Origin of the sequence: Dermatobacter hominis, from assembly GCF_020715685.1 — a bacterium.
Lineage (GTDB): Bacteria > Actinomycetota > Acidimicrobiia > Acidimicrobiales > Microtrichaceae > Dermatobacter > Dermatobacter hominis.
This window is the reverse complement of record NZ_CP085840.1, coordinates 1733911-1751762: the sequence shown is the minus strand read 5'-3', so window position 1 is coordinate 1751762 and position 17852 is coordinate 1733911. Positions and strand designations below refer to the sequence as shown.

Here is a 17852-nt window from a genome sequence, read left to right as displayed (position 1 = left end):
CGGGTAGGCGGGAGTCGTGCCCGGCTCCACGACCCGCTCCGTCGACCGCGTCGACGGGGCCGAGCGGATCGCGGTGTTCCGCGCGCTGCCGGGCCTCGGCGACATGCTGTGCGCCATCCCCGCCCTCGAGTCGCTCCGGGCGCGGTTCCCCGACGCCCGCGTGACGCTCGTGGGCATGGCGCGCCACGACTGGGTCCGGGCGCACCTTCCGGGCCTCGTCGACGACTACGTCGGCGTCCCCCCGATGGCGGGCCTCCACCCCGACCCGGGACCGGCGCTCGACGTCCTGAGCGCGCTCAGCGAGGTGGCGGAAGGCGATCCTGACCTCCTGCTGCAGATGCACGGCGACGGCTCGCGGTCCAACGCCTACGCACGGCTGATGGGCGACGGGCGCCTCGTGGCGCCGCGCGCCCCGGGCGCTGTCGAACCGGACATCGAGGCCCGGCTCCGATCGCCGCACGAGGTGGGCCGGTGCCTCGACGTCGTCGGTGCGGTCGGCGCCGCACCGGTCGCGCCCGCACCACGACTCCCGGTCGCGGACGCCGACCGGGAGGTGGCGCGGTCGCTGGTCGGCCTCGGACCCCGGCCCTACGTGGTCGTGGCGCCCGGGGCGTCCCAGGACGACCGGCGGTGGTCGGTCGACGGGTTCGCCCGGGTGGTCGACGAGATCGCGTGCCACGGGGTCCCGGTGGTGCTGGTCGGGACCGACGCCGATCGCGCCACGTGCTCGGTCCTGGCCGGCCGGTGCGCGACCTCACCCCTCGACCTGTCCGGGCGGACCGACGTGGGGGTCCTCGCGGCCGTGATCGACGAGGCGTCGCTGTGCGTCTGCAACGACTCGGGGCCCTCCCACCTCTCGATCGCGGTGGCGACCCCCAGCGTGGTCGTGTGGAGCGGGAGCGACCTCCGGCGGTGGGCGCCGACGGACCGGCGGCGCCACGTGGTCGTGGGGGAGGAGGGCGGACCGGCGACGCCCGAGGACGTCGTGGCCCGCGTGGTCGAGCAGATCGACCGACTGGTCCCGACCGCCGGCAGGCGGACGTGAGCGTTCCCCGCGCCCGCGGCGGGCGCCGGCTGCGGGTCCTGACCTGGCACGTGCACGGGACCTACCTGCGCTCGCTGTCGCAGCTGCCGCACGAGATCGTGCTGCCCGTGCGCGACGACGGCGCCCCCGGCTACGGGGGCCGAGCCGGTGACTTCGACTGGCCGGGGAACGTGGTCGAGGTCCCGGCGGAGGACGTGGCGTCGAGCGAGATCGACGTGGTCCTCCACCAGACGCACCGCAACTGGGACGTCGACCGGCTCGAGCTGCTGTCGGACCGACAGCGGCGGCTGCCGCAGGTCGTGGTCGAGCACGACCCGCCCCGGGCGTCACCGGTCGACCAGCGCCACCCGGTCGACGACCGGCGGGCCCGGATCGTCCACGTCACCCGGTTCAACCAGCTGATGTGGGACTGCGGCGACGTGCCCACCACGGTCGTCGAGCACGGCCTGCCCGTGCCATCGGGGGTGGTCGCCACCGGCGAACTGGCGCGGGCCCTGGTCATCGTGAACGACATGCCGACCCGGGGGCGGCGCGTCGGCCGCGACCTCTACGAGCACCTCGCGGCCCGGCTGCCGGTCGACCTCATCGGGATGGACAGCGAACGGCTGGGGGGCCTCGGCGAGGTGCCGCCGCTCGAGGTCGCGGCGTTCGCCGCCCGCTACCGCGTCCTGCTGTCGCCGATCCGGTGGACGAGCCTCAACATGTCGATCTGCGAGGCGATGATGATCGGCCTGCCGGTCGTGGGCTTCGCCACGACGGAGCTGCCGTCTGTTGTCGAGAACGGCGTCTCGGGCTTCCTCTCCAACGATCCGTGCGAGGTCGAGCGGGCGCTGCGACGCGTCCTGGACGACGACGCCCTGGCCCGACGCTGGGGCGACGGCGCCCGCCGCGCCGCGCTGCCGCGCTTCGACATCGACCGGTTCGTGCGCGACTGGGACCGGGTGCTGCAGGAGGCGGTCGCCGCGGGCTGAGCCGCTGCGGCCTCCGTCCTGTCAGGCCAGGGGAGCGGTCAGGGCCAGGACGGCTCGACCGACGGGCAGATCACCAGCTCCCGGACCTCGCACCCCGGCGGCTGGTCCATGGCGAAGACGATCGCGGCGGCGACGTCCGACGGGTCGTTCAGCACCGCGTCCGGGCCGGGCGCGAACCGCTCCGGGCGGCCGTCGAAGAACGAGGTCGCCATCCCGCCGGGGATGATGCAGGTCACGCGCGTGCGGCCCTGCTCCTCGGCGGCCAGCGCCCGCGTGAACGCGAGGACGCCCGCCTTGGACGCGCAGTAGGCGGTCGCGGCCGGGAGCGACTTGAGCGCCAGCGTCGACGCCACCGTGACGACGATGCCGTTCCGCTCGCGGAGCGCGGGGAGCGCGTGGCGGACCACGCGCGCCGCGCCCAGGAGGTTCACGCCGACGACGCGGTCCCAGGACGTGCCGTCGACGTCCTCCAGCTCGCCGCAGGCGTCCACGCCGGCGGCGTACACGACGCCGTCGAGGTGCTCGGTGCGGTCGAGCACGTCGAGCATGGCGGCGTCGACCGACGCCGGGTCCGCCAGGTCGACCTCGATCCACGGCAGGTCGGTCTCGGGCGGCTTGCGGTCGAGCACCAGGACGCGGTCGCCCCGGTCGTCGAGTCGCTGGGCGACGGCGGCGCCGAGGCCGCTCGAGCCGCCGGTCACCAGGTGGAGCTCAGGCTGTCGTTCGCTGGTCAAGTCGGACCTCCTGCAGGAGTCGTGTGGTCGATCGCCCGGGGACGAGCGGGACGGTCGCGATGCGCCCGCCCCACTCCGCCATCGCGCCGGCCTCGGGGATGTGCGCGCCGGCGTAGTCCGAGCCCTTGACGAACACGTCGGGCCGGATCAGGCGGAGCAGCTCGACCGGGTCCGGACCCTCAAAGGTGGCGACGGCGTCGACGCAGCGGAGCGCGCGCAGCACGGCCGCCCGGTCGTGCTCGCCGACGACGGGCCGGTCGTGTCCCTTGAGCGCCCTCACCGACCGGTCGGAGTTGAGGCACACGACCAGCGCGTCGCCCATCGACCTCGCCCGCTCCAGCAGCGCGACGTGCCCGGCGTGGAGGAGGTCGAAGCAGCCGCCGGCCGCGACGAGCACGCCGCCGCTGCGACGCGTCTGCTCGGCCACCCCGATCGCGTCCAGCTGCCCGGGCGGAGCGGGCGCAGCAAGGTGCGCCTCCACCCCGCGCCGGACCAGCGCGGACGCGTGGCCCATCGCCTCACGCACGGCGTCGTCGAGCGCCCGTCCCGCCGACAGCGAGCTGGCCATCGCCGTCGCGAGCCGATCGCCGGCGCCGCAGCTGTCCACGGCCTCGACGGCCGGTGCGGGGATGGCGCGCGGCGGTTCGCCGACCGCGTCGACGACCACGCCGAGCTCCGCCCGGGTCAGCACCACGGCCCGGCACCGCCACTCGCGGCGCAGGCGCGCGGCGGCCTCGCACGCCGAGGCGACGCCGCGGTCCCGGACGGGGAGCCCCGCCTCGGCCTCGTTGGGCGTGGCGATCGTCCCGGCGACCGGCGCGGGTCCTCGCGGGTGGGGGTCCCACACCACCGGCAGGTCGACCGCGCTGCGCCGGATCGTCCGTCGCACCGCCCCGAGCCCGGCGGTGCCGAGCCCGTAGTCCGACACCACGAGGGCATCGGCGTGACGCGCCAGATGGGACAGCTCGGGCACCGCGACGTCCTCGTCGAGCGGCTCGCCGGTCCGGTCGAGCCGAGCCACCGTGGTCGTGCCGACCCGGATCCGCGTCTTCGTGGTCGTCCGGGCGACCGGGACGGCCACGACGTCCACGCCGTGGGACCGGAGCGCACGGCCGAGGGCGCGCCCGGCCTCGTCGTCGCCGATCGGGGCGACGAGCGTCACCTGGTCCCCGGCGCTGGCGGCGAGCACGGCGGCGAGCCCGGCACCACCCGGCCGGAGCGTCCTCGCCCCCTCGTCGACCACGGGCGCGACCCCGTCCGGCGCGAGCCGCTCGGCGGTGCCCACGACGTCGACGTCGAGCAGGGCATCGCCCACGACCACCAGACGGGCCACGTCAGGCCACCCCGCCGAGCACCCGGGACGCCGAGACCGTCCGCTGGTAGGCGTCGAGGGTGGCGCGCGCCACGCGGTCCCAGGTGAAGTGCTCGGTGACCCGCTTCCGCCCTGCCCGCCCGAGGCGCCGACGGAGCTCCGGGTCCTGGAGCCGCTCCAGCGCGGCGGCGATGCCGTTGACGTCCCTGGGTCGGACGTGGAGCCCGGTGACGTCGTGGACGACGGTGTCGAGCATGCCGCCCACGCCGCTGACCAGGACCGGCACCCCGGACGCCATCGCCTCGAGCGGCACGATCCCGAACGGCTCGTACCACGGGGTGCAGGCGACGACGTCGGCGGAGCGGGCCAGGTCGGCCATCGCGCGCCGGCCCACGGCGCCGACGAAGCGGACGCGCCCGCTGCAGCCGAGCGAGCGGGCCAGCCCGTGCAGGTGCACGAGCTCCGGGTCGGACCCCAACCGGTCGAGGGGCGGCCCGCCGGCGACGACGAGCTCGACGTCGGGCACCCGCGCCACGGCGGCGATCAGCTCCGCCACCCCCTTGCGGGGGACCGGGCGGCCGGCCGCGAGGACCCGGAGGTGGCGGGTCCGCCACTCGAAGCTGGGCCCGTTGGGCCGGAAGGTCGACGCGTCCACTCCGCACGGGACGACGTGGACGGCCTCGGGCCGGGCGCCGAGGTCGAGCAGCTCCCGCCGCTCGTCGCTGCACGTCGCGATGATCGCGTCGCACTCCCGGAGCAGCGACCGCTCGATGCCGATGCGCTCGGGTGGGCTCGTGTCGTCGGCGCCCTGGTGGCGCCGCTTCACCACCCCGAGGGCGTGGAACGTGTGGACCACCGGGGTGTGGCTCGCCGACGCCGCGGTGACGGCGGCGAGCCCGCTCATCCAGAAGTGGCTGTGGACGAGCTCGACCGGCCGGGCGTCCAGCCGCACCTGCAGCTCGCGCGCCATCGCCGGCATGTGCGGGAGCAGTCGGTCCTTCGGCACCGCCTCCGCCGGCCCGGCGTCCAGGTGGTGCACGAGCACGCCCGGTGCGAACGCCGCGACCCTCGGGAGGTCGGGATCGTCGCGACGCGTGTAGACGTCCACGTCCACGCCCATCTGGGCGAGGTGGCGCGCCAGCTCGCCGACGTGCACGTTCTGCCCGCCCGCGTCGACGCCGCCCAGGACCGCCAGGGGGCTGGCGTGCTCGGAGACCATGGCCACACGCCGGACGCGTGGGCCGAGAGGGCTGGGATCGTCGGTCACGTCGCGGCCCTAACCGCTTCTCCGGGCAGTAGACCAGCGCACGGGAGAACCGCTTCTCTTCGCCGACGACCGGGGAAGGGGAGTCCCGTGACACCTCAACCGGGGCGATCCGGTCTGCTGCGCCCTCGCGTGCTGGTCGTCCGCCTGGACAACGCCGGCGACGTGCTGCTGAGCGGCCCGGCGGTCCGCGCCCTCTCGGAGCGGAGCGAGGTCGTCTACGCCGCGTCGCCTCGCGGTCTGCCGGCCGCCCGGCTCCTGCCGGGCGTCACGTCGACGATCGCGTTCGAGGCCCCGTGGATCGCGGCGCAGCCGCCGCCGGTCGACGAGGCGGCGATCGAGCGCTTCGTGGCCGAGGTGCGGGCGGCGGGTGTCGACCGTGCGGTCGTGCTGACGTCGTTCCACCAGAGCGCACTGCCCACGGCGCTGCTGCTCCGGCTCGCCGGCGTCGCTCGCATCGAGGCGATCAGCGACGACTACCCGGGCTCGCTGCTGGACCTGCGCCACCGCGTCCCCGACGACCTCCACGAGGTGCGCCGCGCCCTGTCGCTCGTCGCGGCCGGCGGCGACGCCCTCGGGCCCGGCGACGACGGTCGGCTGCGCGTCGAGGTGCCGGCCCCGCCCAGGGAGGCCGATCACGTCGTCGTCCACCCCGGCGCGTCGGTGCCCGCCCGCACCCTCCGACCCGAGGTGTTCGCCGACGCGGTGCGCGAGCTCACCCGTCGGGGCCGGCGGGTGCTGGTCACCGGTGCCGCGTCCGAGGCCGACCTGGTGCGCTCCGTCGCCGCCGACGTCCCCGGCGCGGTGGCGTCGGCGGGGGAGCTCGACCTGGCCGGCCTGGCCGTCGCGCTCGGCCGGGCGGCGGCGGTGGTGGTCGGCAACACCGGACCGGCCCACCTCGCGGCCGCGGTGGGGACGCCCGTCGTCTCGGCCTTCCCGCCGACGGTCCCGTGGGAGCGGTGGCGACCCTGGGGCGTGGCGACGGAGCGGCTCGGCGACCAGGACGTCGACTGCGCCGGCTGCCGGGCCCGGTCGTGCCCCGAGCCGACGCAGCACTGCCTGGCAGGGGTGGACGGCGTCGCGGTGGCCGACGCGGTCGACCGCCTCGTCGCTCGGACCGTCGAGGCCCGCGTCGGTGCCTGACCCGCCGGGCCCGCTCGTGGACCTGGTGCTGTTCGACCGCGACGGCACGCTCGTCCACGACGTCCCCTACAACGGCGATCCCGCGCTCGTGCGGCCGGTCCCCGGGGCCGCCGAGGCCGTGGACCTGGCGCGCCGCCACGCCAAGGTCGGGATCGTCAGCAACCAGAGCGGGGTGGCCGACGGCCGGCTGACGGCCACCCAGGTCCGGGCGGTCAACCGCCGGGTGGAGGAGCTGCTCGGGCCGTTCGACGTCGTGCGGTGGTGCCCGCACGCCCGGTCCGGTGGCTGCTCGTGCCGGAAGCCCGCGCCCGGGATGGTGCTGGCGGCGGCGCGCCACGTCGGGGTCCTCCCCGGGCGCGTGGCCGTCGTGGGCGACATCCTCGCCGACGTCCAGGCGGCCCGGGCCGCAGGAGGGATCGGGATCCTCGTGCCCAACGCCCGGACCCTCAGCGTGGAGGTGGCGGCCGCCGACCTCGTGGCGTCCGACCTCGGCGCCGCGGTGCGCCACCTGGTCGAGCCGCTCCGGGCCTGAACGGTCAGCCTGAACGGTCAGGCGCCCCGATCCAGCTCGAGGGCGATCATCCGCTCGTCGAGCGTGAGCAGGAGCACGGAGCCCTCGTGGTCGGTGAGCAGCGCGACCGCCGGGTCGGAGCGCAACCAGGTCTCGAGCTCGTCGCGGGCGGCGGAGTCGGCGGGGGCGTGGATGCGGACGGCCACGGGGTGGCCGCGCACCGGGCCGGTGGCGTCGGCCGGAGGGATCGACCGCACCCCCGCGACGACGCAGTCCATCGTCACCGACGAGGGCTCGAGGTGCACGAGCACGAGGCCGAGGTCCGTCCAGCCAGGGGGGATGCCGAGGTCCGCCACGGACGCTCAGCCGCCGGGTGACCCGAGGGTCGGGCGATCCCAGTGCCGGTGCAGCGCCAGCGCCTGGAGGAAGTCGTCGGGGTCGTCGCCCGTCACGCCGGGAGCGGTGAGGTCGATGGCGCAGGCTGCCAGGTCCCCGGTGCCGACGGCGCCGACGGTCTTGTGGTGCCGGTACGCCTCCTGCGTGAAGAACGCGATCCCCTCGTGGGCCGCGGTCGCGACGATCACCCCGTCGAACTCGACCGACGCGGCGGTGTGCAGCGTGCGGTCCGCGGTCGCGCCGCCGGCGAGCTCGCCGAAGCGGGGCCCGATCGCGACGACCTCGACGCCGAGCGCGTCGGCCGCCTCCTGCAGCGGGGCCAGCCCGGCCGGATCGGTGTCGTCGCCGACGAGCACCGCCACCTTGCGGCCGTCGACGGGTCCCGGTCCGGTCGGCGCCATCGACAGCGCCGGAGAGGTCATGGCCGCGGCCTCGGCGTCGGAGGTGGGCGCGGGGATGCCGAGGTGGACCGCCACCTGGGCGCAGAGCTCGGCGTCGACGTGGGCGAGGTTGCCGACCATGCGGCTGACGACCTCGACGTTGGTGCACTTGCCGAGCTCGAACCGGAAGGCACCGATGAGGTGCTCCTGCTCGTCGGGCGTCAGGGAGGCGAAGAACATCGTCGCCTGGCTGTAGTGGTCGTCGAAGCTCTGCGGCCGGACCCGGCGCTTGGTGCCCTCGACCGGCTGCGGCCGGTGGACGTACGCGGTCTCGGGCGACGCGAACGGGCACCCGCCGCCGAGGCTGTTGGGCACGTACGGGGCGATCCCCTCGTGCACCGCCTGCTGCATGAAGCCGTCCCGGTGGTCGTCGTTCACGGAGGCGAGCGGGCGGTTGATCGGGATCTGGGCGAAGTTGGGGCCGCCGAGCCGGGTCAGCTGCGTGTCGAGGTAGGAGAACAGCCGGGCGTGCAGCAGCGGGTCGTCGACGAGATCGATGCCCGGGACGAGGTGACCGGGGTGGAAGGCGATCTGCTCGGTCTCTTCGAAGAAGTTGGCCGGAGGCGTGTGCAGCGTCAGCGTCCCCACGGTCCGGACCGGGCACAGCTCCTCGGGGACGATCTTCGTGGAGTCGAGGAGGTCGATCCCCTCGAACGTCTGGTCGGGGGTGTCGGGCATCAGCTGGACGCCGAGCTCCCAGCGCGGCGCGTTGCCCGAGTTGATGCGGTCGTAGAGGTCACGGCGGTGGAAGTCGGGGTCGACGCCCGCGATCTTCTGCGCCTCCTCCCACACGAGCCCGTGCACGCCCGCCACCGGCTTCCAGTGCCACTTGCAGAGTGTGGTCGAGCCGTCCGCGGCGACGAGGCGGAACGTGTGGACGCCGAACCCCTCCATCGTGGCGTACGAGCGGGGGATGGCCCGGTCCGACATCGCCCACATCAGCATGTGGGTCGACTCCGGCTGCAGCGACACGAAGTCCCAGAACGTGTCGTGCGCGGTCTGGGCCTGCGGGATCTCCATGTCGGGTTCGGGCTTGGCGGCGTGGATGAGGTCGGGGAACTTGATGCCGTCCTGGATGAAGAAGACGGGGATGTTGTTGCCGACCAGATCGAAGTTGCCCTGCTCCGTGTAGAACTTCGTCGCGAAGCCACGGACGTCGCGGACCGTGTCCGCGGAGCCCCTCGACCCGATGACGGTCGAGAAGCGCGTGAACACCGGGGTCACGGCGCCCGACCGGAGGAACGCCGCGGCGCACACGTCGTCGAGGCCGTCGGTGCACTCGAACGTCCCGTGCGCGCCGGCGCCGCGGGCGTGCACCACCCGCTCGGGGATGCGCTCGTGGTCGAAGTGGGTGATCTTCTCCCGCAGGTGGTGGTCCTCGAGCAGCGTCGGGCCCCGCTCGGCGACGGTGAGGCTGTTGTCGCTGTCGTCGACGCGGAGGCCCTGCGCGGTGGTGAGCCGGTCGCCGGCCTGGGCCCACGGCGGACGGAAGTTGGCCGCCGACGGGGTGCCCTCCGGGGGCTGCACCGAGCGGCCTTCGATCCGGCCCCTCGCCGCGCCCTCGACCGCCGCCGCCTTGCGCGGCGCGGACTTCTTCGCCGCCCGCTTCTTGGCGGTCTGCTGCTTCGACGCCGCCCGGCCCTGCTCGACCGCTCGGGGCGTCGACGCCGTGCGGGCGCCCGCGGCGGGCGCGCCGGCCTTCCGGGCCGGCGGTGCGCTGGTCGCAGCCTTCTTGGCGGTGGGCCGCTTCGCGGGCGCCTTCTTCGCCGCGGCGTTCTTCTTGCTGGTCGCGGAACCGTTGCGTCGAGGTGTGCTGGGCATGGGTCGGCCCTACCCGGCGATCGCGTGATCAGCACGACCTGTTCGGGGGATGGCGCGCCCGTCGTCCCTCGCCGCGCCACGGGTCGGTTCGAGCGGGGGACGTCAGGTGTCGGGACCGGCCCCGGACGGGCGGCGCGACACGGCGCGCACGACGTCGGCGTCCTCGGCCGACGCATCGGGCCCGTAGCCGAGCACGAGGGTGCCGGCGGTCGAGCACGTCGGGCACGTCACCGGCACGACCATCGTCATGTCCGCGGGATCCGACACTCCCTCGAGGCGGGTGACGTCGTCGGCGACGACCGTCGACGCCTCGAAGGTGCTGTCGCAGGTGAGGCAGCGGATGCGGGCACCGCCCTCGCTGCGGAACTGGCCCTCGAAGCCCTCGTCCCCGAGGTCGTCGACGACCTCGCCGAGCGGCGTGTCGGTCGGGTTGGCGGGGTCCAGCGAGCGCTCACGGTCGGCCATGTCGATCCCCCTACCCGGCCACCGCCCTGCCGGCCATCCGCGCCGCGGATCCTGTGTCGGGCGACGGGCCGCTCAGCGGGGGTGGACCCGTCGGTGCTCGTCGACGGTGTGGCCCTCGGCCCGCAGCAGCGGGGCCTGGACCGGGGCGTGCGTGCGGTACAGCCGGCCCTCGGCGGGGACCACCCGCCACCACGGCAGGTCGGGGACGCCGCGCAGCACGTTGGCCACGGCCTGACCGGCGCCGGGCCGTCCGAGCTCGTCGGCCACCTCGCCGTAGGTCATCAGCTCGCCCTCGGCCAGCCCGGACACCAGCTCGACCACCGCGAGCTGGAACGCGGTCGGCTCGTGGTCGTCGGGCCAGGGCGCCGCGCCCGGTGGCAGGGCGGTCGGCCCGGGCTCCGGCCCGGGGGCCGCGTGGATCGTCGCCATGCACCGGCTTCCTACCCCTCGCTGCGGCTCGTCCCCGTCCCCGACCACTGCGGCGGGCGAGGCGCCGGGTGACGGAGGGCGCCGTCTGACGGCGCAGCACCGGGGTACGGACAGGCCTCACGCAGATCGCGGAACGGAGGTCGGGTGGACGGCGCAGCACAGCTCGAGACGGACGGAGCGGCCTGGCCGGGGCGCGCCCTGCCGCTCGGCGCCACGCCCGACGGGTTCGGGACCAACTTCTCGCTGTTCAGCTCGACCGCGGAGGCGGTGGAGCTGTGCACCTTCGACGAGGACGGCAAGGAGCACCGGCGCGAGCTCACCGAGGTCGACGCCCACTGCTGGCACACCTACCTCCCCGAGGTGGGGTCCGGCACCGCCTACGGCTACCGGGTCCACGGCCCGTGGTCGCCCGCCGACGGTCTCTGGCACAACCCGGCCAAGCTGCTGCTCGACCCGTACGCCCGCGTGATCACGGGGACCACCGACTGGTCCCAGGCGTGCTTCGCCTACCAGTTCGACGCACCCGACGAGCCGGAGCCGTCGGACAGCGCCCCGTTCGTGCCCCGGTCGGTCGTGTCCAGCCCGCACTTCGACTGGGGGAACGACCACCGGCCGGACCGCCCGCTGCACGAGACGGTCATCTACGAGCTGCACGTCAAGGGCATGACCGCCCGCCACCCCGCCGTGCCGGCGCACGAGCGCGGCACCTACGCCGGGCTCGCCCACCCGGCGGTGATCGACTACCTCGTCGGCCTCGGCGTCACCGCGGTCGAGCTCCAGCCGGTGCACGAGTTCCTCCACGACGCCCACCTCGTCGAGCGGGGGCTGCGCAACTACTGGGGCTACAACTCGATCGGGTTCTTCGCCCCCCACCACGAGTACGCCGCCGGACCCGACCCGGTCGGCGAGTTCAAGCACATGGTCCGCTCGTTGCACGCGGCCGGGATCGAGGTGATCCTCGACGTCGTCTACAACCACACGGCCGAGGGGAACCACCAGGGGCCCACCCTGTCGTTCCGTGGCATCGACAACGGCGCGTACTACCGCCTCACCGACGACGCCCGCTACTACATGGACTACACCGGCACCGGCAACACGCTGAACATGCGGCACCCGAACACGCTGCAGCTCGTGATGGACAGCCTCCGGTACTGGGTCGAGGAGATGCACGTCGACGGGTTCCGGTTCGACCTCGCGTCCGCGCTGGCCCGCGGCCTCCACGAGGTCGACCGGCTCGGCCCGTTCTTCGACCTCATCCAGCAGGACCCGGTGATCGGTTGCGTGAAGCTGATCGCCGAGCCGTGGGACGTCGGCGACGGCGGCTACCAGGTCGGCAACTTCCCGCCGCTGTGGTCGGAGTGGAACGGCCGCTACCGCGACACCGTCCGCGACTACTGGCGGGGCGAGCCGGCCACGCTGGCCGAGTTCGCCGGCCGGCTCACCGGCAGCTCCGACCTCTACGCCGGCGACTCGAGCCCCGCCTCCAGCATCAACTTCGTGACGGCCCACGACGGGTTCACGCTGGCCGACCTCGTCAGCTACGACCAGAAGCACAACGAGGCCAACGGCGAGGAGAACCGCGACGGCGAGTCGCACAACCGCTCCTGGAACTGCGGCGTCGAGGGCCCCACCGACGACGAGGGCGTGCTGGAGCTGCGGGCGCGCCAGCAGCGCAACCTCCTGTTGACGCTGCTCCTGTCGCAGGGCGTCCCCATGGTGCTGGCCGGCGACGAGATCGGCCGGACCCAGCAGGGCAACAACAACGCCTACTGCCAGGACAGCGAGCTGACGTGGCTCGACTGGGACTCGCTCGAGGCCAACGGCGAGCTGCTCGAGTTCACCCGCCAGGCGATCGCGTTCCGCCGCCTCCACCCGGTGTTCCACCGGCGGCGGTGGTTCACCGGCCGCGACATCCGCGGCGGCGAGGGGCCCACCCGGGACCTGGTGTGGTTCCGGCCCGACGGCACCGAGATGACCGACGAGGACTGGACGGCGGGCTTCTCCCGAGCCGTCGGGATCCGCCTCGACGGCGGGGCGATCACCGACCCGGGGCCGCGGGGCGAGCGGGTCGTGGACGACTCGTTCCTCGTGCTGTTCAACGCCCACCACGGCACGATCCGCTGGACGCTGCCGCAGGAGGAGGGCGCCCGCCACGTGCGGGTCATCGACACCAGGGCGGCGTCGGTCCAACCCCGGGCGATCCGCTCGCAGCGCGTCGTCGTCGCCCCCCGCTCGATCGTGGTCCTGCGGATCGACCGGGACGGGGAGTGAGCCGGTGAGCCCGCCGAGGCCGTCGGTCGACGGCCGCGTGGTCCCCACCGCCACCTACCGCATCCAGCTCCGCGACGGGCTCACCCTCGACGGGGTCGCCGAGGACGGATGGCTCGACCACGCCCGATCGCTCGGCGCCAGCCACCTGTACCTGTCGCCCGTGCTGGCCGCCACGCCGGGCAGCACCCACGGCTACGACGTGGTCGACCCGACCCGGGTGGACCCGGCGATCGGCGGTGACGACGCCTTCCGGCGCCTGGCCCACGCCGCCCGGTCGCGCGGCATGGGGCTCGTCGTCGACATCGTCCCGAACCACATGGCGCTCGACCCGGTGAACGACCGCTGGTGGCGCGACGTGCTCCGCCACGGTCCCGCGAGCCGCTGGGCCCGCATGTTCGACATCGACTGGGACCACCCCGAACGTCGCATCCGCGGCTCGGTGCTCCTGCCCGTCCTGCCCGATCACTACGGCCGCGTGCTGGAGTCGGGCGGCCTGGTCCTCGACCGGACCGGCCACGAGGTGGTCGTGCGCCACGGCGACCTCGAGCTGCCGCTCGAGCCCTCGACGACCGCCCCGATCGTCGCCGCGGCGGCGGAGGCGCTCGATGACGACGTCCTGCGCCTCGTCGCCCGGGACCTCGCCCGCACCGTCGACCTCGACGCCGAGGCACGAGCGACCGAGGTCGACGCCCTCGACGAGCTGCTCGCCGAGCGGCTCGACGGCTCGGCGGCGCTCGGCGGGGCCATCGCCGCCGCGCTGGCCGACGTCACGGCGGACATCGAGGCGCTCGACCAGCTGCTCGGCCAGCAGCACTACCGCCTGGCCAACTGGAAGGCCGCCAGCCACGATCTGGGCTACCGGCGGTTCTTCGACATCAACGGGCTGATCGGCGTGCGGGTCGACCGGCCCGAGGTGTTCGACCTCACGCACCAGGCCGTGCGGACCTGGATCGAGGAGGACCTCGTCGACGGGCTGCGCGTCGACCACCCCGACGGCCTGGCCCGGCCGGGCGGCTACTTCTCCCGGCTCTCCGACCTGTCGGGCGGGCGCTGGACGGTGGCCGAGAAGATCCTGGAGGCCGACGAGCGGCTGCCGGAGTGGGCCGTCGACGGCACCACCGGCTACGACGTGGCCGAGCTCGTGGCGCGGCTGTTCCTCGACGAGCGCGGCCTCGGGCGGATGTCGGAGGTGCGCGACGAGCTCGTCGGCGCGGCGCCGACCATCGAGGAGCTGGTCCACGACTGCAAGCTCGAGGTGCTCCGCGACGTGCTCGCCGCGGACCTGAACCGCGTGACCGACGTGTTCCTCCAGCTGTGCGAGACGCAACGACGGCTGCGCGACGTCACCCGCCACGAGCTGCACGAGGTGCTGCGCGAGGCGGCGGCCGCGCTCGACGTCTATCGGACCTACTCCGCCGAGGGCCCGCCCTCCGCGGCCGACCTCGACGTGCTCGCCCGCATGCTGGGCGACGTGCGGACCCGCCGCCCCGACCTCGACCCCGAGGTGGTCGACCTGCTCGGGGCGGTGCTGTGCCGAGCCCCCCTCGCCGGCGACGCGGCCGTGGTGGATCCGCTGGCGGAGCGCCTCCGGACGCGGGTCGAGCAGCTGAGCGGCCCGACCATGGCGAAGGGCAAGGAGGACACGGCCTGGTACCGGGACGTGCGCCTGATCGCCCGCAACGAGGTCGGCGCCCGCCCCGAGGCCGGACCGCTCGACGCGTCGGCGTTCCACGAGCACATGTCGGCGCTCGCGGCGCGCTGGCCGGCGACGATGACCGGGCTGTCGACCCACGACTCGAAGCGCAGCGAGGACGTGCGGGCCCGGGCCGCCGCGCTCACCGGTCGGGCGGACCGCTGGGCCGAGGTGGTCCGCGGCTGGTTCCGCCGCCACGACCACCTCGTCGGCGATCACGGCCCGAGGCCCGCGACGCGGATGTGGATCTACCAGACCCTCGTGACAGCGCACCCCCTCACCGTCGAGCGGCTCCACGAGCACCTGGTGAAGGTGCTGCGGGAGGGAAAGGTCGACTCGAGCTGGCTGCGACCCGACGACGCCGTCGAGTCCGCCGTGCTCGACCACGCCACGGCAGTGCTGGCCGACACGGTGTTCCTGCACGAGGTCGCCGACCTGGTCGCCGAGCTCGGCCCCGACGCCGACGCGATCTCGCTCGGGCAGAAGCTGGTGCAGCTGATGGCCCCCGGCGTCCCCGACCTCTACTGGGGGAGCGAGGTGGAGCTGCTCCGGCTGGTCGATCCGGACAACCGCGTCCCGCCCGATCTCGGCGCGCTGCGCGCGTCCCTCTCGGGACCGGTGGGCGACGACCTCTCGTCCCGCAAGGCGCGGCTGGTGCAGGCCGCGCTGCGAGTGCGGGCCCGGCACGCCGGTGCGCTCGTCCAGCCGCGGTCCTACGAGCCGTTGCACGCCGAGGGCGTCGACGGGGTGCTCGCGTTCGTCCGTCCCGGCGCCGCCGTCGTGGTCGCCGCCACCGGGGCGTGCCCGACGCTGCCGGCCGGTGCGGGGCTGACCCTGCCGCCGGGGGCCTGGCGGCCCGTCGTCGGCGCGGTCGGCTCCGGACCGCACCGTGGACACGTCAGCCTCGGCGACCTGGCCGGCGACCAGCCCGTCGCCCTGCTGGAGCCGGCATGAGCCGCGAGGTCCGCGAGCTGCGCCTCTGGGCGCCGGCGGCATCCGCGGTCTCGGTGCGCATCGGCGGCGAGGACGTGGCGTGCCGCCGGGACGGGGAGTGGTGGCGAGCCGCGGTGGAGGCCGAGGACGGCGACCGGTACCGCTTCGTCGTCGACGGCGACGAGGTCCCGGACCCGCGGTCGCGACGCCAGCCCGACGGCGCGCTGGGCCCCTCCGCGGTGCTGGACCTGGCGCCGACCGAGGCGACGTCGTGGACCGGGCGGGACCTCCGCCGCGCCGTGATCCACGAGGTCCACGTCGGCACGTTCAGCGACGAGGGCACCTTCACCGCGGCGATCGAGCACCTCGACCACCTCGTCGAGCTCGGCGTGACCCACGTGGAGCTGATGCCGTTCGCGTCGTTCGCCGGCCACCACGGGTGGGGCTACGACGGCGTGCACCTGTCGGCGACCCACGAGCCGTACGGGACGGCGGTCGACCTGGGGCACCTGGTCGAGGCGGCCCACGCCCGCGGGCTCGCCGTGCTGGCCGACGTCGTCCACAACCACCTGGGTCCCGAGGGCAACCTCCTCGCCCGGAGCGGCCCGTACTTCACCGGCCGCTATCGCACGCCCTGGGGCGACGCCGTGAACCTGGACGGTCCCGGCAGCGACGAGGTCCGGCGCTTCCTGATCGACAGCGCCCTGTTCTGGATCGAGGACGTCGGCGTCGACGGGCTGCGGATGGACGCCGTGCACGAGCTCGTCGACACGACGGCCCGGCCGTACCTCGAACAGGTGGTGGCCGAGGTGGCGGCCGCATCGGAACGGCTCGGACGCCGGGTGGTGCTGGTCGCCGAGTCCGATCGCAACGACGCACGGCTCGTCCACCCGCCGCCCGCCGGCACGGGTCTCGACGGCCACTGGTCCGACGACCTCCACCACGCGGTGCACGTGGCGCTCACCGGCGAGGACCAGGGCTACTACGCCGACTACGCGCCCGAGGACCTGCCCCGGGCGCTCGTGGAGGGCTACGTGTTCCAGGGCGACCGGTTCGCGACGGCGCGCGGCCTGACCCCCGGCCGCCCCGTCCGGGGCGTGTCGTCCGAGCAGCTGGTGGTGGCGCTCCAGAACCACGACCAGGTCGGCAACCGCGCCGCCGGCGAGCGGCTGCACCACCTGGTGGGGGTCGACCGCACGGCGGCGGCCGCCGCGCTGACCATCCTGTCGCCCTTCTCGCTCCTGCTCTTCCAGGGCGAGGAGTGGGCCGCCTCCACGCCGTTCCCGTACTTCACCGACTTCGACGGCCCGCTCGCCGACGCCGTGCGACGGGGCCGGCGCGAGGAGTTCGCCGCGTTCGGCTGGCGGGACGACCAGATCGCCGACCCGCAGGACCCCTCCTCGTTCCGGGGGGCCGTCCTGCGGTGGGACGAGCGGCGCGACGGCGACCATGCCCGCGTCCTCGAGTGGTACCGGACGCTGCTCGGCATCAGGGCCCGACACCCCGACCTCGAGCCGGCGCCGCTGCCCCGACCCTTCGACGCGGTCGACCTCGCCGACGGCGTCGTGACGGTCCGGCGGGGCCGCCTCGCCCTCGTCGCCGACCTGCGCCCGCACGGGCCGACCCGCGCCTCGGTCCTGCCCGGCGAGGTGCTCGCCTCGTGGGGCGACGCCGCGCACGACGGCGGCGCCGCCCGCACGTCGCCGGGCTCGGCCGTCGTCGTCGAGGCCGGCTGACCGGGCGTCTGCCCGCCCCGGGCACCGGGTAGGCCCGTCGCCGACGAGCCGCCGGGCGGTCGCCCGCGGCGGACACGGAGGAGGTACCCGGATGGACGTCATCGACCACCTGGAGCAGGAGCACCGCACGGCGGAGCAGCTGGTCGCACGGCTGAAGGACAGCGAGGCCGGTCCCGAGCGCACGGCCACCCTCGAGGAGCTGAGGAGCGCGCTCCGCACCCACATGGCGGTGGAGGAGCGCTTCATCTACCCGATCGTCCAGGAGGTGTTCGACGAGGAGGAGCGCGAGGGGGCGGACGTCGAGCACGACCTCACCCGCCGCAGCCTGCGCTGGCTGTTCGACCTGCAGGACCGTCCGGGGTTCGAGGCCGCCCTGGACATGTTCGAGGCCGGGCTCGGCCACCACGTCGGCGAGGAGGAGCGCGAGATCTTCCCGAAGCTGCGCAGCGAGGCCGGCGACCGCCTGGCCCGCATGGACCCCGAGGAGCTCGAGCAGCAGGTCGGGTCGGGCCGTGGCGACGACGACGAGCCCACCCGCGACGAGCTGTACCGCGAGGCGCAGGAGCAGGGGATCGCGGGCCGCTCCAAGATGGACAAGCAGGAGCTGGCGGAGGCGGTCCGGGGCTCGTCCTGAGCCTTCGACCCCGACGCTCCTGGTCCCGCTCCCGTGGGCGATCGCCCTCGGGAG

15 protein-coding genes are annotated in these 17852 nt (G+C 74.8%); 8 read left to right on the top strand and 7 right to left on the bottom strand.

The features are described 5' to 3' along the window. Positions 1–16: 16 nt before the first annotated feature. Both LH044_RS08130 and LH044_RS08125 read left to right on the top strand, forming a co-directional pair. On the top strand, positions 17–1045 hold the full coding sequence (locus LH044_RS08130) for a glycosyltransferase family 9 protein (RefSeq protein WP_227759492.1): 1029 nt from the start codon (positions 17–19) through the stop codon (positions 1043–1045). Next, positions 1042–2016, top strand: a complete 975-nt coding sequence (locus tag LH044_RS08125; RefSeq protein ID WP_227759484.1) for a glycosyltransferase — start codon at positions 1042–1044, stop codon at positions 2014–2016. Before LH044_RS08130 ends, LH044_RS08125 begins: the two co-directional genes overlap by 4 nt. 38 nt (positions 2017–2054) lie before the next feature. Here LH044_RS08125 and LH044_RS08120 read toward each other — a convergent pair whose 3' ends face one another. From LH044_RS08120 to LH044_RS08105, 3 genes are read right to left on the bottom strand one after another with little or no spacing between them, the layout of a single operon-like run. Continuing rightward, positions 2055–2750: an SDR family oxidoreductase gene (locus LH044_RS08120; RefSeq protein ID WP_227759481.1), complete on the bottom strand. Its 696-nt coding sequence runs from the start codon at positions 2748–2750 to the stop codon at positions 2055–2057. After that, the gene (locus tag LH044_RS21945; RefSeq protein WP_309568856.1) at positions 2728–4083 is read right to left on the bottom strand and encodes a PfkB family carbohydrate kinase; all 1356 of its coding nucleotides are present in this window, start codon (positions 4081–4083) and stop codon (positions 2728–2730) included. Before LH044_RS21945 ends, LH044_RS08120 begins: the two co-directional genes overlap by 23 nt. Before the next feature lies 1 nt (position 4084). Continuing rightward, positions 4085–5281 carry a glycosyltransferase gene (locus tag LH044_RS08105; RefSeq protein WP_374210603.1) on the bottom strand — a complete coding sequence of 399 codons (1197 nt, stop codon included), beginning with the start codon at positions 5279–5281 and terminating at the stop codon, positions 4085–4087. Positions 5282–5458: 177 nt separating this feature from the next. Here LH044_RS08105 and LH044_RS08100 point away from each other — a divergent pair, with 177 nt between their 5' ends. Together LH044_RS08100 and LH044_RS08095 are read left to right on the top strand one after the other, a co-directional pair. Beyond that, a complete protein-coding gene (locus LH044_RS08100; protein WP_227759472.1) occupies positions 5459–6469 on the top strand; it encodes a glycosyltransferase family 9 protein in 1011 nt (336 codons plus the stop codon). Continuing rightward, the gene (locus LH044_RS08095; protein ID WP_227759470.1) at positions 6462–7001 is read left to right on the top strand and encodes a D-glycero-alpha-D-manno-heptose-1,7-bisphosphate 7-phosphatase; all 540 of its coding nucleotides are present in this window, start codon (positions 6462–6464) and stop codon (positions 6999–7001) included. Before LH044_RS08100 ends, LH044_RS08095 begins: the two co-directional genes overlap by 8 nt. Positions 7002–7018: 17 nt before the next feature. On the opposite strand, the gene LH044_RS08090 is transcribed toward LH044_RS08095, so the two are convergent. The 4 genes from LH044_RS08090 to LH044_RS08075 form a co-directional block, all read right to left on the bottom strand. Next, positions 7019–7336, bottom strand: a complete 318-nt coding sequence (locus LH044_RS08090; protein ID WP_227759467.1) for a hypothetical protein — start codon at positions 7334–7336, stop codon at positions 7019–7021. 6 nt (positions 7337–7342) lie between these two features. Further along, on the bottom strand, positions 7343–9637 hold the full coding sequence (locus tag LH044_RS08085) for a catalase (RefSeq protein ID WP_227759465.1): 2295 nt from the start codon (positions 9635–9637) through the stop codon (positions 7343–7345). Positions 9638–9739: 102 nt separating this feature from the next. After that, complete coding sequence (locus LH044_RS08080) at positions 9740–10102, bottom strand: hypothetical protein (protein ID WP_227759463.1); 363 nt, start codon at positions 10100–10102, stop codon at positions 9740–9742. Between the two features lie 72 nt (positions 10103–10174). After that, positions 10175–10531 (bottom strand): MGMT family protein, encoded by a 357-nt coding sequence (locus LH044_RS08075; protein WP_227759460.1) that lies wholly within the window; start codon positions 10529–10531, stop codon positions 10175–10177. A 144-nt stretch (positions 10532–10675) separates the two neighbouring features. On the opposite strand from LH044_RS08075, the gene glgX reads away from it, so the two are divergent. From glgX to LH044_RS08055, 4 genes are all read left to right on the top strand, one after another. Then, a complete protein-coding gene (glgX, locus tag LH044_RS08070; RefSeq protein WP_227759458.1) occupies positions 10676–12802 on the top strand; it encodes a glycogen debranching protein GlgX in 2127 nt (708 codons plus the stop codon). Positions 12803–12806: 4 nt separating this feature from the next. Continuing rightward, on the top strand, positions 12807–15449 hold the full coding sequence (treY, locus tag LH044_RS08065; RefSeq protein ID WP_227759456.1) for a malto-oligosyltrehalose synthase: 2643 nt from the start codon (positions 12807–12809) through the stop codon (positions 15447–15449). Next, a complete protein-coding gene (gene treZ / locus LH044_RS08060; protein WP_227759454.1) occupies positions 15446–17164 on the top strand; it encodes a malto-oligosyltrehalose trehalohydrolase in 1719 nt (572 codons plus the stop codon). The genes treY and treZ overlap by 4 nt, the downstream gene beginning before the upstream one ends. Before the next feature lie 91 nt (positions 17165–17255). Then, complete coding sequence (locus tag LH044_RS08055) at positions 17256–17798, top strand: hemerythrin domain-containing protein (RefSeq protein ID WP_227759451.1); 543 nt, start codon at positions 17256–17258, stop codon at positions 17796–17798. Positions 17799–17852: the final 54 nt, after the last annotated feature.

Coding starts and splice junctions, on each gene's coding strand:
- LH044_RS08105 (WP_374210603.1), bottom strand. CDS start 5,281: ATGGTCTCCGAGCACGCCAGCCCCCTGGCGGTCCTGGGCGGCGTCGAC.
- LH044_RS08085 (WP_227759465.1), bottom strand. CDS start 9,637: ATGCCCAGCACACCTCGACGCAACGGTTCCGCGACCAGCAAGAAGAAC.
- LH044_RS08080 (WP_227759463.1), bottom strand. CDS start 10,102: ATGGCCGACCGTGAGCGCTCGCTGGACCCCGCCAACCCGACCGACACG.
- LH044_RS08075 (WP_227759460.1), bottom strand. CDS start 10,531: ATGGCGACGATCCACGCGGCCCCCGGGCCGGAGCCCGGGCCGACCGCC.
- treZ (WP_227759454.1), top strand. CDS start 15,446: ATGAGCCGCGAGGTCCGCGAGCTGCGCCTCTGGGCGCCGGCGGCATCC.
- LH044_RS08055 (WP_227759451.1), top strand. CDS start 17,256: ATGGACGTCATCGACCACCTGGAGCAGGAGCACCGCACGGCGGAGCAG.